Annotated in this window: 10 protein-coding genes; 6 read left to right on the top strand and 4 right to left on the bottom strand. The window is 45.7% G+C overall.

Going from position 1 to position 15,154, the window contains the following annotated elements; genetic code table 11:
• Positions 1-120 precede the first annotated feature (120 nt).
• Entirely contained in the window at positions 121-1,119 is a 999-nt protein-coding gene (locus AB4493_RS06750) for a substrate-binding domain-containing protein (RefSeq protein ID WP_017066816.1), read from the top strand.
• Positions 1,120-1,338: 219 nt separating this feature from the next.
• Here the strand turns inward: AB4493_RS06750 and galM are convergent, their stop codons facing one another.
• The 4 genes from galM to galE form a co-directional block, all read right to left on the bottom strand.
• Positions 1,339-2,418 carry a galactose-1-epimerase gene (gene galM, locus AB4493_RS06745; RefSeq protein WP_017063325.1) on the bottom strand — a complete coding sequence of 360 codons (1,080 nt, stop codon included), beginning with the start codon at positions 2,416-2,418 and terminating at the stop codon, positions 1,339-1,341.
• Positions 2,419-2,529: 111 nt separating this feature from the next.
• Entirely contained in the window at positions 2,530-3,690 is a 1,161-nt protein-coding gene (gene galK, locus AB4493_RS06740; protein WP_372154706.1) for a galactokinase, read from the bottom strand.
• 238 nt (positions 3,691-3,928) lie between these two features.
• Positions 3,929-4,984, bottom strand: a complete 1,056-nt coding sequence (locus AB4493_RS06735; protein ID WP_065584017.1) for a UDP-glucose--hexose-1-phosphate uridylyltransferase — start codon at positions 4,982-4,984, stop codon at positions 3,929-3,931.
• Between the two features lie 228 nt (positions 4,985-5,212).
• Entirely contained in the window at positions 5,213-6,223 is a 1,011-nt protein-coding gene (gene galE, locus AB4493_RS06730) for a UDP-glucose 4-epimerase GalE (RefSeq protein ID WP_371720860.1), read from the bottom strand.
• A 393-nt stretch (positions 6,224-6,616) separates the two neighbouring features.
• On the opposite strand from galE, the gene ebgR reads away from it, so the two are divergent.
• The 5 genes from ebgR (at position 6,617) to AB4493_RS06705 (ending at position 15,087) form a co-directional block, all read left to right on the top strand.
• Positions 6,617-7,600 carry a transcriptional regulator EbgR gene (ebgR, locus tag AB4493_RS06725; protein ID WP_017069515.1) on the top strand — a complete coding sequence of 328 codons (984 nt, stop codon included), beginning with the start codon at positions 6,617-6,619 and terminating at the stop codon, positions 7,598-7,600.
• Between the two features lie 324 nt (positions 7,601-7,924).
• The gene (ebgA, locus tag AB4493_RS06720; RefSeq protein ID WP_372154705.1) at positions 7,925-11,056 is read left to right on the top strand and encodes a beta-galactosidase subunit alpha; all 3,132 of its coding nucleotides are present in this window, start codon (positions 7,925-7,927) and stop codon (positions 11,054-11,056) included.
• A gap of 3 nt (positions 11,057-11,059) precedes the next feature.
• Positions 11,060-11,512, top strand: coding sequence for a beta-galactosidase subunit beta (locus AB4493_RS06715; protein WP_017066026.1), 453 nt, complete (start codon positions 11,060-11,062; stop codon positions 11,510-11,512).
• A gap of 142 nt (positions 11,513-11,654) precedes the next feature.
• Entirely contained in the window at positions 11,655-13,079 is a 1,425-nt protein-coding gene (locus AB4493_RS06710) for an amino acid permease (RefSeq protein WP_372154704.1), read from the top strand.
• A gap of 574 nt (positions 13,080-13,653) precedes the next feature.
• Positions 13,654-15,087 carry an amino acid permease gene (locus AB4493_RS06705; RefSeq protein WP_017069519.1) on the top strand — a complete coding sequence of 478 codons (1,434 nt, stop codon included), beginning with the start codon at positions 13,654-13,656 and terminating at the stop codon, positions 15,085-15,087.
• The last annotated feature ends 67 nt before the right edge of the window (positions 15,088-15,154 follow it).

The raw sequence follows: 15,154 nt of genomic DNA, 5'->3' as shown, positions 1-15,154 counted from the left end.
AGCATTAAGCCTAATAATTACAAGCGGTAAAGATCTCATTACTGGAAGTAAAATGAGAGTTTCGTTGCCTTACTATCATTGTCGGTGTTAAATAGATGAAGCAATGTATAGAGGTTAAAAATGGCAACAATTAAAGATGTAGCAAAGGAAGCTGGTGTTTCTGTTGCAACCGTATCTCGAGTGATCAACAAGTCTCCCAAGGCGAGTGCAAGCTCGGTAGAGTCTGTAACTAAAGCGATGTCTAAACTTGGCTATCGACCGAATGCCAATGCTCGAGCGCTGGTAAGCCAAAGCACGAACACTGTTGGTGTATTGGTCGGTGACATCTCCGATCCCTTTTTTGGCACGCTGGTTAAGGCTGTCGACAATGTCGCTCGTGAGAACGGAAAACATATCCTTGTCGGTAATGGCTCGCACGATCGTGAAGAAGAGAGACAAGCGATTGAATTGCTGATTAACAGCCGTTGTGACGCCCTGGTGATCCACTCTAAAGGCCTCACCGACGAAGAACTGATTGCCTATGCAAAAGAGGTCAAAGGCTTAGTACTGATCAACCGTTATATTGCTGAGATTGCCAACCACTGTATTTTCTTAGACAACAAAAAAGGTGCGTATCTTGCGACGGAATATCTGATCCGCCATGGCCATAAGAACATTGCCTGTATCGCCTCATCGCATAGCATTGAAGATGCCGATGAGCGTATCCAAGGTTACTTAGCGGCACTCTCAGATTACAAAATAGCGCTCTCTGACAGCTATATTGAATACTCAGCGCCGACCAGTGACGGTGGCGAATACGCCATGACTAACCTTCTGACTAAGTCACTGCCAATCACTGGCATTGTGGCGTACAACGATTACATGGCAGCTGGTGCTTTGTCTGTCCTTGATGAAAACGGTATTCAAGCGCCAGACAAAATGTCGATCATCGGTTTCGATGATGGTTTGATTGCCCGCTATGTTCATCCAAAGCTCACCACTATTCGCTACCCGATTCAGATGATGGCAGAGAAAGCGACACGACTCGCGTTGCACTTAGCCAAAGGTGAAAACACCTCAACTGAACCAATGATGTTCTCTCCAACTCTGGTACGCCGTAATTCGGTAGAGAAAGTCTAGGTTCTGGTCGACTCATCAAGCAATAAACAAAAAAAAGCCCTAACAGAATCGCTTCTGTTAGGGCTTTCCTACCTTACTCAGATACTCAACAATTGCGCTTAATAAACCGCACTCTTGTTGAGCGCCACTTTTGCTCATCCCCCAAGAACAACGCGATAATTCACATCGTCCTATTCACAAACAAAAGATATTGACGTAACCGCTTTGAGCTAGAGCGTACTAGTTTGAAGAATCCCCCGAAAATTCAAACTGGTAACAGGTACTGTAGTTATATTCTTGTTCAGGCTTGAGAATACAACTGTCCTGCTTCCACTCTGGGTGGTTAGGAGAGTCAGGTAAGAACTGGGTTTCTAGCGCCAAACCAGCGTAGTCTTCATAGCTGCCACCACTTCGGTTTGGTGTGCCACCAAGCCAGTTTCCGGTGTATAGCTGCATCGCAGGTTTGGTTGAAAATACTTTTAGTGTGACGAGCGCATCCGGTGAGGTTACGGTCGCGGCGCATTGAGTGCGTTTGCAGCCATCAGCCAATAAGAAAGAGTGGTCGTAACCCTTTGCTGCTTTCTGCTGTTCATCGCCCAACAAACGCTCTGAGATCATCATAGGCTGATTGAAGTCAAAGCTGGTCGATTTCACTGATTTAAGGTTACCTAACGGAATACCCACCGAGTTGGTCGGTAAGAACTGATTAGCATTGATACTGACAATGTGTGACAAACAATCGTGTCCAGCTTCAGCGCCAAGTAGATTGAAGTACGCATGATTCGTTAGGTTGACTACAGTCGGCTTGTCTGTGGTTGCAGAGTAATTAATGGACACTCGATTGTCTTCGGTGATGTCATAACGTACCGACACATTCAAATTCCCCGGGAATCCTTGGTCGCCATCAGCAGACTCTAGACTGAACACCACTGACGTTTCGGTTTGCTCGGCAATATTCCAACGGCGTTTATCAAATCCGTTCGGGCCACCATGTAAGGTATTGCCCGCTTGGTTGGTTTCCAGCTTGTAATTCTGACCATCAATTTTGAAACGACCATTAGCAATGCGGTTAGCATAACGGCCAACGGTTGTGCCCATATAGCTGGCTTGTTTATCGAAGTTCTCCATTGAGTTAACACCCAACAACACTTCTCTTTTGTTTCCCTTTACTGGCAGGATACAGCTCAACCATGTTGCACCAATATCCATGAATGTCACTTGAATCCCATGCGTATTTGATAGCGTCACTAACTGAGCGGGTTGGCCATCATAGGCTGGAGTCTGCGCCATGGATTGATGCAGGTTTTGCTCTTGTGTCATTCTAAATTCCTTCTAGTGCCAGTAAAAAGCCTCTACCTGAAGTAAAGGCTTTAGCATTTGGCCTACCATGATCTTTTTACTTGGTAAGCTCTATATTAAGTCTCGAAGCCGTTAGATTACTTCAACTAAGCCTGCTCCGTCTTTCGCTTGGCACACATAAATAGATTCTTTTAGCCCCGTCGCCGCTTGATATTTCTGTTCAACGGTTGTTTTGATTTCATCAACCAATGCAGGTGGAACCAATGCCACAATACAACCACCGAAACCACCGCCAGTCATACGCACGCCACCTTGTTCACCGATCACTTCTTTGACCATATCAACCAGCGCATCAATCTCTTTCACCGTGATTTCAAAATCATCACGCATTGATGCATGCGATTCAGCCATCAACTCGCCCATACGCTTCATATCATGAGTGCGTAGAGCTTGAGCCGCTTCAACAGTACGGTCATTTTCAGTAATCACGTGACGAGCACGTTTCGCGACCATTTCATCCAATTCAGACTCTTTCGCTTTGAATTGCTCAATGGTCACATCACGAAGTGCCGGAACACCAAAGATGCGCGCCGCTTCTTCACACTGTTCACGACGTGTGTTGTATTCGCTGTCGACTAAGCCGCGTTTCTTGTTTGAGTTAATGATAACCACAGCCATATCTTCTGGCATTGAAACCGCTTGAGTCTCTAGGCTACGACAATCCAATAGCATCGCATGGTTTGCACGACCTTCTGCAGAGATCATTTGGTCCATGATGCCGCAGTTACAGCCAACGAACTCGTTCTCTGCTTGCTGGCCGTTCAATGCTACTTCTGCTTGAGTGATCTCTAAGTTGTAAAGCACCTTAAATGTCTGACCAATCACCACTTCAAGTGCCGCAGAAGAACTTAAACCTGCACCTTGAGGTACGTTACCCGTTACAGAGATGTCTGCACCTGTAAATTCAAAGCCGCGACCTTTTAAGCACTTCACCACACCACGAATGTAATTAGCCCACATCTTGTCTTGTTGGAATGTGATCTCTTGAGTTAAATCGAACTCATCGACTGCATTACCGTAGTCCACTGATACTACGCGAACAATGTTGTCGTCACGCTTAGCCGCGGCGACTACCGTTTGGTAGTTAATGGCACACGGTAGAACAAAACCATCGTTGTAGTCAGTGTGCTCGCCGATCAGGTTCACACGACCTGGTGCTTGGATAATATGAGTCGCTTGGTAACCAAGGACTTGCTCAAAAGATGCTTTCACGTTTTGGATTAGGTCAGACATAAGTAAACTCTCTGGTTAAACTCTTTGTTCAATTGGTTATGGCCCTTCACGGCACCACTTTAATTCTTTTAGATTCCCTATATCGTTCGTCTCTCACGGTAGGGAATGACAACATCAGCGACTAAACTTCTATACTTCTATACTTCTAAGCTCTTAAACTTATGGGCTTCTCACCTGTCGTCATTCCAGAATCGAGGGACGAGATATCAGGAATCTCACTCGTTATCTACGAAACAGGCTATTCCTGATCTTTATAGTGAACGTCACTCAAATCACGAAGACGCTGCGCCGCTTGTTCTGCGGTTAAATCACGCTGAGACTCAGCCAACATTTCGTAGCCCACCATGAACTTACGAACCGATGCGCTGCGTAGTAGCGGCGGGTAGAACAATGCATGCAGTTGCCAGTGATCGATGTCCGTACCTTCTTCGAAGAACGGCGCATAGTGCCAGCCCATTGAGTAAGGGAATGAGCACTGGAACAAGTTGTCGTAACGACTAGTCAGCTTCTTAATCGCAAGCGCTAGATCATCACGTTGTTCGTCAGTCAGTTCGCTCATACGGCGGATGTGTGTTTTTGGTAGCAACATGGTTTCAAATGGCCACGCAGCCCAATAAGGCACCACAGCGATCCAATGTTCAGTTTCAACCACAGTGCGAGAACCGTCTTTCATTTCAGATTCAACGTAATCCACTAAAAGATTCGAACCTTGTTGTTCAAAGTACTCTTTTAACAGTTTCTCTTTGCGTTCAATCTCGTTGGGCAAAAAGCTGTTTGCCCAGATCTGACCGTGTGGGTGTGGCTGAGAACAGCCCATGGTCTCGCCTTTGTTTTCAAACGCTTGAACCCATAGGTAGTCTTTACCTAGCTCTTCAATCTGTTCATTCCATGTGTCGATAACACCGCGAATCTTGTTTACTGGTAACTCTGGCAGCGTTTTGCTGTGGTCCGGAGAAAAACAGATCACGCGGCTCAACCCGCGAACACCTTGAGTCTTGAATAGAGGGTTTTCAGACTCTGGAGCGTCAGGCGAATCGGGCATCAAGGCCGCGAAATCATTACTGAATACATAAGTGCCGTCGTAATCTGGGTTTTCGTCGCCCGAGATACGCGTATTGGTCGGGCACAAGAAACACTCTTTCTCATACGCAGGAAGCTGCGCGGTCGATGGTTTTTCATCTTGGCCACTCCAAGGACGTTTTGCTCGGTGCGGTGATACCAAGATCCACTGACCCGTTAATGGGTTATAACGACGATGCGGGTGGTCTACTGGGTTAAATTCAACTTTTGACATGTTTAGATTGCTCTCAAATTTTGTGTCTTGGTCAATTCACCAAGATGAATAATTCTTCTACAAGGAGATCCCCTATTACGCTCGTGCCTCGCTGTAGGGAATGACGTGTAATCTCGTTGTGCTATTTGTGCAAAGGCAACCACTTCATAGCCTTATGCTCATCCGTCATTCCAGAATCGAGGTGCGAGATATCTGGAATCTCTATTTTTTCAATAATTTAAAAGTTATTTAGTAACCTTGTGGGTTATTCGACTGCCAATTCCACGTGTCCGCCGTCATCTCCATCACGCTACGCGTCGCCTTCCAGCCAAGCTCGCGCTCTGCTTTTTCAGTACTTGCCCAACATTCGGCAATGTCACCAGCGCGGCGTGGACAAAGTTCATAAGGAACCGGTTTACCCGATGCTTGTGCGAAGGCTTCAACCATCTCGAGTACACTTGAGCCTTTGCCCGTACCTAGGTTGTAAATGTGTAAGCCCGCTTTCTCACCAACCACTTTTAGTGCTGCGACGTGACCGTCCGCTAAATCCATTACATGAATATAGTCACGAACGCCTGTGCCATCGACTGTTGGGTAATCGTTTCCAAAAACAGCCAGTTTTTCACGGCGACCGACGGCTACTTGAGCAATAAACGGCATTAAATTATTTGGGATACCTTGTGGGTCTTCACCCATAGTGCCCGATGGATGTGCGCCGACTGGATTGAAGTAACGCAGTAAAGTCACGCTCCAATCGTTCTCCGCGTTGAACAGATCGCTCAAGCACTCTTCCACCATATATTTGCTGCGACCATAAGGGTTAGTTGTCGCGCCGGTCGGTGAAGTTTCAGTAATCGGCACTACTTCCGGGTCGCCGTAAACGGTAGCCGAAGAACTAAATACGATGCTTTTCACGCCCGCTTTCTTCATGCTTCGAGCTAACACTAGTGAACCATTAACGTTGTTATCGTAGTACTCCAAAGGCTTAGCCACCGACTCCCCTACCGCTTTCAGGCCAGCAAAGTGAATCACCGCTTGGATATCGTTTTCTGAAAACACGCCATCTAGAAAAGATTGGTCACGAATGTCGCCAAGATAAAACGTTGGTCGCTTGCCAGTTAACGATTCGATTCGTTTCAGCACTAGCTCTTTGCTGTTGCAAAGGTTATCAACAATGATCGGCTCCATACCTGCCTGTATCATTTGAATGCATGTATGACTTCCGATGTAACCCATGCCGCCCGTAACCAGTACTTTCACAATCAACCTCTCTTTGTCGTCATTCGTGGGCTAACTCGAACTGACATTCAGCTCAGTAGCACCGTATGTCAGAAATAGTAGCAGCCATTTTGACTATAATTCTGTGATCAAAACCACGAAGTGTAAACGTTTACACTAACTTTCATCATTGGAACTGATCATGACATAGAGAGAACGTATAGCTGTTAACCTCTAATTCATTGAATTTTAATAAGATAATTATAGACAGTTAGATTTGAGACATCACAGATGAGTTGAGCATTTATTTTACTAAAAGTTAATGCAATGACGTCCAGTTTGATTACAATAGGTCTGTAGAATAAAGAGGTGCATTGCTTTTTTACTAAATACCAATTTCAAAGCAGCGCAATGTTCCAATAACAGGAAGTGAGTATGGCAACGTTAAAAGATATCGCGACTGAAGCGAATGTATCATTGGCTACAGTTTCAAGGGTTCTCAATGAAGATCCAACATTAAGCGTCAAGGAAGAGACCAAAAGGCGTATCTTTGAAATTGCAGAGAAGTTGGAATACAAAACCAGCAGCTCACGAAAAACCGTTAGCAGTAAAAAACAAAACCATCACTTTCTAGCACTGTATAACTACAAGCAAGAAGCAGAGGTTAACGACCCTTACTACCTATCGATTCGCCACGGGATTGAAACCCAATGTGAAAAGATGGAAGTTAAGCTAACCAACTGTTATGAAAGTAAAATACAGATCAATTCAGCACCAATCACAGGTGTTTTGTTGGTGGGTAGAATGACACCAGAGGTTATCGAGCAAGCTAAAAAGCTGAGCGATAATATCTGTTATGTCGATTTTACCGATCACTCAGAACCTTATGACTCTGTCGATATCGACCTGGCTTTGATCAGCAAAGAGATCACCAACTTCTTTATCAACCAAGGCTATGAGCGCATCGGCTTTATTGGTGGCCAAGACGACGTCAATACCCCTGATATTCGTGAAGTCGCTTTTGCTGAATATGGTGGCCTCAAGAACGTTGTCAGTGAGCAAGACATCTACCGTGGTGACTTCTCTAGCTCATCAGGTTACAAGCTTGCAAAACAGATGCTCGCGACGGGCGACTACCCTAAAGCCATGTTTATTGCGTCAGATTCCATCGCAATTGGCGTTTTACGAGCAGTTCATGAGCACGGATTAAACATCCCTGAAGATATTGCGCTGATCAGTGTAAACGACATCCCAACAGCTAAATTTACCTTCCCATCTTTATCAACGGTTCGTATTCACTCTGAACTGATGGGAATTCAAGGCGTTAACCTGCTGATTGAAAAAGTACGCGACGGCCGAACCATCCCGTTACGCGTCTATGTACCAAGCAAACTTAAGCTGCGCGATACAACAAAATAATTAAACATATCAAGTACATAAATAAAGGCTACCTTTGTTGAAGGTGGCCTTTTTTGTGCCCGTCACATACATCAATCGACACATATCTCCCTCTTTAACCTACTGCGTAAATCAGCCAATAGCATTCTTTTAAGTGGATCACACAGCACCGTAAAAAGACCAAAAAAAACGTGATGAAGTTAAAGTAAAACGTTTTCACCAATTTCATTTAGTAAAACTTTTACTAATAATTACCTCAGTCCAAAAATACTCGTATTCACTACGACCCAATTACGCATAAGAACGTCGGTCAGCAAACTGCATTCAGACCGAGAGAGAGGCAACGTGAACAACTGGGAAAACTTCCTGAACTTACATGAGAACCGTATGGCACCGCGTGCATACTTCTTCTCGTACGCATCAGAAAAAAATGCAAAAACGTTTCAGCGTGAACTGAGCAGCCACTTCCAACTATTGAGTGGCCAATGGAATTTCAGCTATTTCACCAATCCGCTATTGGTTCCTGAAGAGTTCTATTCTCAGGAAATGAGCGACTGGGGAAACATCACGGTTCCAAACATGTGGCAAATGGAAGGCCACGGCGATCTTCAATACACAGATGAAGGTTTCCCATTCCCAATTGATGTGCCTTTCGTACCATCAGACAACCCAACCGGCGCATACCAACGCTCTTTCTTCCTTGGCGAAAGCTGGGACGAGAAACAAACCATCATCAAATTTGATGGCGTTGAAACTTACTTCGAAGTTTACGTAAACGGCGAGTACGTGGGCTTCAGCAAAGGCAGCCGCCTAACCGCTGAGTTCGATATCTCTAGCCAGGTAAAAGCAGGCAACAACCTACTTTCTATTCGAGTGATGCAGTGGGCCGACTCTACCTACATTGAAGACCAAGACATGTGGTGGACGGGCGGTATCTTCCGTGACGTTTACCTAGTGGGCAAAGAACAGCTGCACGTTCAAGACGTTACCGTTCGCACTGACTTCGACGACGCTTACCAAAGCGCTACTCTGTCGTGCAAAGTGGAACTAGAAAACCTAGCAGCAGCGGTAAACGCAACCCTTGAGTACGCATTGCTTGATGGCAGCCAAGTTATCTCGCAAGGCTCAGTAGATAACTTAACTGTTCCTAACCAACAGACTGGTGGCAATGTAGATACTCAATTCTCTATTGATGTGGTTAACCCTGTTCAATGGAACGCTGAAAACCCTTACCTATACCAACTGTTGCTTACGCTGAAAGACGCTGACGGCAAGGTGTTGGAAGTGATTCCACAACGCGTTGGTTTCCGCGACATTAAAGTTCGCGATGGTCTGTTCTACATCAACAACAAATACGTGATGCTGCACGGTGTAAACCGTCACGACAACGACCACCTAAAAGGTCGTGCGGTTGGCATGGATCGCGTAGAGAAAGACTTGGTGTTGATGAAGCAACACAACATCAACTCAGTACGTACTGCGCACTACCCGAATGACCCACGTTTCTACGAACTGTGTGACATCTACGGCCTGTTCGTGATGGGTGAAACCGATGTCGAAACTCACGGCTTTGCTAACGTTGGCGACCTAAGCCGCATCACTAACGATGCAGCATGGGAAGCGGTGTTTGTTGAACGTATCGAACGTCATATCCACGCTCAAAAGAACCACCCTTCTATCATCATGTGGTCTTTAGGTAACGAATCAGGCTACGGCTGCAATATCCGCTCTATGTACGATGCGGCAAAAGCGATTGATGACACCCGCTTGGTTCACTATGAAGAAGACCGCGATGCTGAAGTGGTCGACATCATTTCAACCATGTACTCACGTGCCCAACTGATGAATGCCTTCGGTGAATTCCCACACGAAAAACCACGCATTATCTGTGAATACGCACACGCAATGGGTAATGGCCCAGGTGGCTTAACCGAATACCAAAACGTGTTCTACAAGCACGATGCAATTCAAGGTCACTATGTTTGGGAATGGTGTGACCACGGCATTCTAGCGCGTGATGAAGCAGGCACAGAATTCTACAAATACGGCGGTGACTACGGTGACTATCCGAACAACTACAACTTCTGCATGGATGGCCTGATCTACCCAGACCAAACGCCAGGCCCTGGCTTGAAAGAGTACAAGCAAGTGATTGCCCCAGTGAAGCTTCGCGATTTCGATGCACAAACCGGCACCTTCACGGTAGACAACAAGCTTTGGTTCTCAAACATCAATGACTACACCATCACTGCGGAAGTCCGCGCTGAGGGTGAAACCATTGCCGTGCAACACATCAAGGTTGAAGAGCTGGCTGAAAACTCTAGCCGTGAACTGACACTTAACTTGCCACAACTTGATGAGCGCGAAGTGTTTGTGAACTTTACCGTGCGCAAGGATTCTCGTACGCCTTACAGCGAAGCGAACCACGACATCGCGGTGTATCAATTCCAAGTGAAAGAGAACACAGCACAGCTAGAAGCCTTCACTAACAACAATGCGACAGCACTGAATGTGGAAGAGTCTCGTTTAGCTTACCTAATCAAAGGCCACAACTTCGCACTGAACTTCTCGAAAGTGAACGGCAAGCTGACGTCATGGTTGGTCAATGGCGAAGAGATGATTAAGTCAGAACCACGAATCAACTTCTTCAAGCCAATGATCGATAACCATAAACAAGAGCACGATGGTTACTGGGAGCCTGCACACTTGCAAATTATGCAGGAGCACTTCCGTAGCATTGACCTTGAATGCGTTAACGTTGAACAGGTAAATGGCAAGGTAGAGATCACCACCACCAGCATCATTGCTCCACCAGTATTCGATTTCGGCATGCGTTGTGAATATCGCTACCAAGTTAATGCTGAAGGCCAATTGAACGTTGAGCTAAGCGGCGAACGTTACGGTGAGTACCCTCATGTAATTCCTGTGATTGGTTTTGATATGGGCATCAACGGCGACTTCGACCAAGTCCAATATTACGGACGCGGCCCTGAAGAGAACTACCAAGACAGCAAGCAAGCCAACATGATTGATGTGTACCAATCAACCGTTGCAGACATGTTCGAGAACTACCCGTTCCCACAGAACAACGGCAACCGCCAACACGTTCGTTGGGCTGCGCTTTCAAGCCGCGCGGGTAATGGTATTGCAGTAAAACCACAGCAAGAAATCAACTTCAGCGCATGGTTCTACACCAACCAAAACCTGCACCAAGCACAACACACCATTGAGCTAGAGAAAAGCGGTTACATCACGTTAAACCTAGATCACCAAGTGATGGGCTTAGGCTCTAACTCTTGGGGCAGCGAAGTGCTCGATTCTTACCGCGTTTACATGGACGAGTTCCGCTACGGTTTAACTCTGATTCCATTCCAAGCAGGCGATTGCGATGCGCAGCACCTAATCAATCACAACTTTGGCGATGAGTTTTTTACGGTGAATGCACCAAAAGCTCAACCACAACTGAACGAGGCATAAGCGATGATCGTTTTAGAGAACTTAGAACAATTTAAAGTCGTCTACCGCGATGGTCGTAAATGGCAACGCTGTGTAGAAGCGATTGAAAACATCGGAAACATCAAAGATGGCGTGATGTATTCAATTGGTGATTCACTGGCTTACATGATTGAAGACGGTGTGGCTCGTAACACAGAAAACTTCACCGGTAATCGTCGTTACTTCGACGTGCACTACTACCTAGAAGGCCGTGAAACGGTTGAATTCGCAGCGAAATCAGAGCTAGAGCAGATCCAAGCTTATAGCGATGAAACCGACCGCGAACACCTAATGGGGAACGGTGAAACTCGTGAGCTAGCTGAAGGCCAAGTGGCGATCTTTGACAACAATCAGGCTTACCGTTTCCACGGTGATAACCGAGTTCGAAAAGTGGTACTGAAAGTGACCATTGAAGACGGTTACTTCCTCAATAAATAAACAATAACGCTATCTATTCACAGTATGTATCGAGCCTTGCCGTTCAAGGCTCCAACATGCTGAACAAAGCCTCAATGCTTCCTCCCTACAAGGAAGCATTGAGAAATAACGACTATAATTACGTGATTCCTCGGAGGACACTATGTCTGAATCTGTACGCGGTAAGTTAGGCAAATTTGCCCTACTCTCCATGACATTTGCAGCGGTATTTAACGTTCGCAACATTGTAAACAACAACATCGAATTGGGATTGAGTTCAGCCCCTATCTTTTTGCTCGCGACCCTTATTTACTTCATTCCGTTCGTGTTCATCATTGCTGAATTCGTATCAGCAAATAAAAATTCTGAGTCAGGCATGTATGACTGGCTAAAAAAACCACTAGGCTCAAAAGCAGCCTACCTAGGTTCCTTCCTATACTGGTTCGTAAACCTTTTCTGGTTTGTATCCCTGCTACCAAACGTAATCGCCTATGCGTCTTACGCGATGTTGGGCTATGAATACGCCTTCTCGCCAGTCGTCACATCGGCTATCTCGATTGCTCTGTTTGCTGCAGCAACTCACATCTCAACCAAAGGCGCGAGCTGGCTAGGTAAGATTGCCGAGATCGTGGCCTACGGTGTATTCGCTCTGTTTGCAATCTACGTTATCGGTGCACTAATGGCACTGGGCGGCAACCATGAGCCAGTAGAACCAATCACGCTTGAAGCAATGACACCGACCATCAACTGGGCAACGCTAGGTATCATGTGTTGGATCTTCCAAGCAGCCGGTGGTGCAGAAACCGCAGCCGCTTACCTAAACGATGTTAAGGGCGGTCACAAGTCTTTCATCAAGGTTATCATTGGTGCAGGTATCGCAATCGGCGCAATGTACGCAGTGGGCTCTCTTCTAGTAAACGTATTCGTTGCTCGTGATGAACTGACCTACGCTGGCGGCATGGTTGAAATCTTCACAGGTATGGCGAACTACTTCGACATTTCACAATCTCTAACGGGTCGCTTCGTCGGTATTATCCTATTCGTTGCTATGTTCGGTTCGATGATGATGTGGACAGCAGCTCCAGTAAAAATTCACTTCTCTGAAATCCCTAAAGGTGTTTACGGCGAGAAGACAACAGAGCTTAACGAACACGGCGTGCCAGTACGTGCAGCTTGGTGGCAGTTCGCGTTTGTATTCGTGATGCTTGTGGTGAACGGCTTCGGCTCTGAATCTGTACAAGACATGATGAATACAGCAATCAATCTAACAGCAGGTACCGCAATGCTACCGCCAATCTTCATCATGGTGGCCTACTTTGTATTCCGCTTGAAACACGACGACACACCGCGTGATTTCCGCATGGGTACTCGAGTTCAAGGTATTGCAGTAGTATCGGTACTGATTGGTATCTTCATTGTGAGCATGACAGCATCGGCATTCCCGACAGGTGTTGACCTTGTTCAAGCCTTCTTCATCAACGTCTTCATGACAGCGGTATTCTCTGGTATCGCATGGTGGTGGATCTCTCGCTTTGAAAAGAAGCAAGCAGGTAAAGAAGCAAAGCTAGAAACGGCTAAGCAGTCGTAATCCAGAATCTATACATCTAGTTAAAAGCGCCTTAATTGGCGCTTTTTTTGTTTTAAATCAGATAATTAAAATAAAAACCCCAAAAATAAAAACGGCGTTCCGTCAAGGTTTCAGTTCACGAAAAACACCAATTAATAGGTAATAAAACTCAAATAAAAACCAAGGTAAAACATTAACTAAATTTATTTACTCAAGGTCACATATTTGATCAATTTCGATTAACTTCCCGCCGCTTAATCTTTAATCTTCTTGCTGAAGAGACAAACTGATTCATATAAAGAAAGCGACAAAAAAGCCCCTACACGCCTTATAAATCGTCGCTCATGAAACAAGCAATCTCTTCAATGAACTTCTTAATCTTTAACTCTTTGTTTTGGTAATAAGTTTACTGAAATACCAAAGAAAAAAATCCCAAAGAAGTCCGATCGTAAATCTATAAAAACAACAATGAGCCAACCCTGACAAAACAAAGCGGGTGTTTGCCAAACCAACATAACAATAAAAGTGCGGCCTAGAGCTTCCCTCTCTAGGACCAAGTTATAACGATCATCAACGTGATTCACCGGAGAACATCATGTCCGAAAATAAACGCAGTACGATAGGCAAATTTGCCCTACTGTCTATGACCTTCGCGGCGGTATACAGCTTCAATAACATCATTAATAACAACATCGAGATCGGCCTTTCCTCGGCTCCGATGTTCTTTCTAGCAACCATCTTTTACTTTGTGCCATTTTGTTTGATCGTTGCAGAGTTTGTGTCACTGAATAAAGACTCTGAAGCGGGTGTTTACTCTTGGGTTAAAAGCTCTCTAGGCGGCCGCTGGGCGTTTATTTCAGCTTACACCTACTGGTTTGTTAACCTGTTCTTCTTCACCTCTCTGCTCCCTAGAATCATCGCTTACGCGTCGTATGCGTTCTTAGGTTTTGAGTACATATTCACGCCAATGACCACCGCAATTCTAAGTACTATTTTGTTTGCGGTCGCGACTCATATCTCGAATAACGGTGCGAAATTACTGGGCCCTATCACCTCACTAACATCATCACTGATGCTGCTGCTAACGATGTCTTACATCTTGCTATCTGGCGGTGCTTTGGTAGGCGGTATCGAGCCAGCTGACCCAATCACCATTGAAGCCATGACACCAAGCTTCAACTGGGCATTCCTTGGCGTAATCACTTGGATCTTCATGGCGGCAGGCGGTGCAGAATCGGTCGCAGTTTACGTTAACGACATCAAAGGCGGTCACAAGTCTTTCGTTAAAGTCATCATCATTGCCGGTATCTTCATCGGTGCGCTTTACTCGGTAGGATCTGTGTTAGCAAACGTGTTTGTTTCGCGTGAAGAGCTTAAATTCACAGGCGGCTCAGTTCAGGTATTTGAAGGGCTAGCAAGACACTTTGGCCTGTCTGAAATCTTGATGAACCGTTTCGTTGGTGTGGTTTCATTCACGGCGATGCTGGGCTCTCTGCTGATGTGGACGGCAACACCCGTTAAGATTTTCTTCTCTGAAATCCCTAAAGGTATCTTCGGTGAGAAAACGGTCGCTCTAAACAAACAAGGCGTTCCAGAGCGTGCGGCTTGGATTCAGTTCTTGATTGTGATTCCACTGATGTTCATTCCGACACTGGCGTCCGATACGGTTCAAGATCTGATGAGTACCATTATCAACATGACAGCTGCAGCATCGATGTTGCCACCGCTATTCATCATGATCGCGTACCTTAATTTACGTTTGAAGTTGGATCACTTACCTCGTGATTTCAGAATGGGCTCACGTATGACAGGCATTACCGTGGTCTCGATTCTGATCGGCATTTTCACTGTTGGCTTCTTTGCGTCAACCTTCCCAACAGGTGCTGACATCATGACCATCATCTTCTACAACGTAGGCGGGATTGTTATCTTCCTTGGCTACGCGTGGTGGAAGTACGGAAAATATGAAAAAAGCTTATCTCCAGAAGAGAAAAAACTAGAAGCAAAACCTGAACCGGCGAACGCTTAGTTTACCCTGCACTCTGATTTAAACTTCGGGCACTCTGACTTAAACTTCAGGCACTCACATTTGGTGA

It is taken from the genome of Vibrio sp. 10N.222.55.A1, assembly GCF_041473835.1.
GTDB classification, from domain to species: Bacteria; Pseudomonadota; Gammaproteobacteria; order Enterobacterales; family Vibrionaceae; genus Vibrio; species Vibrio crassostreae_C.
The sequence above is the reverse complement of the archived record's forward strand: the minus strand, read 5'-3'. Positions and strand labels throughout refer to the sequence as shown.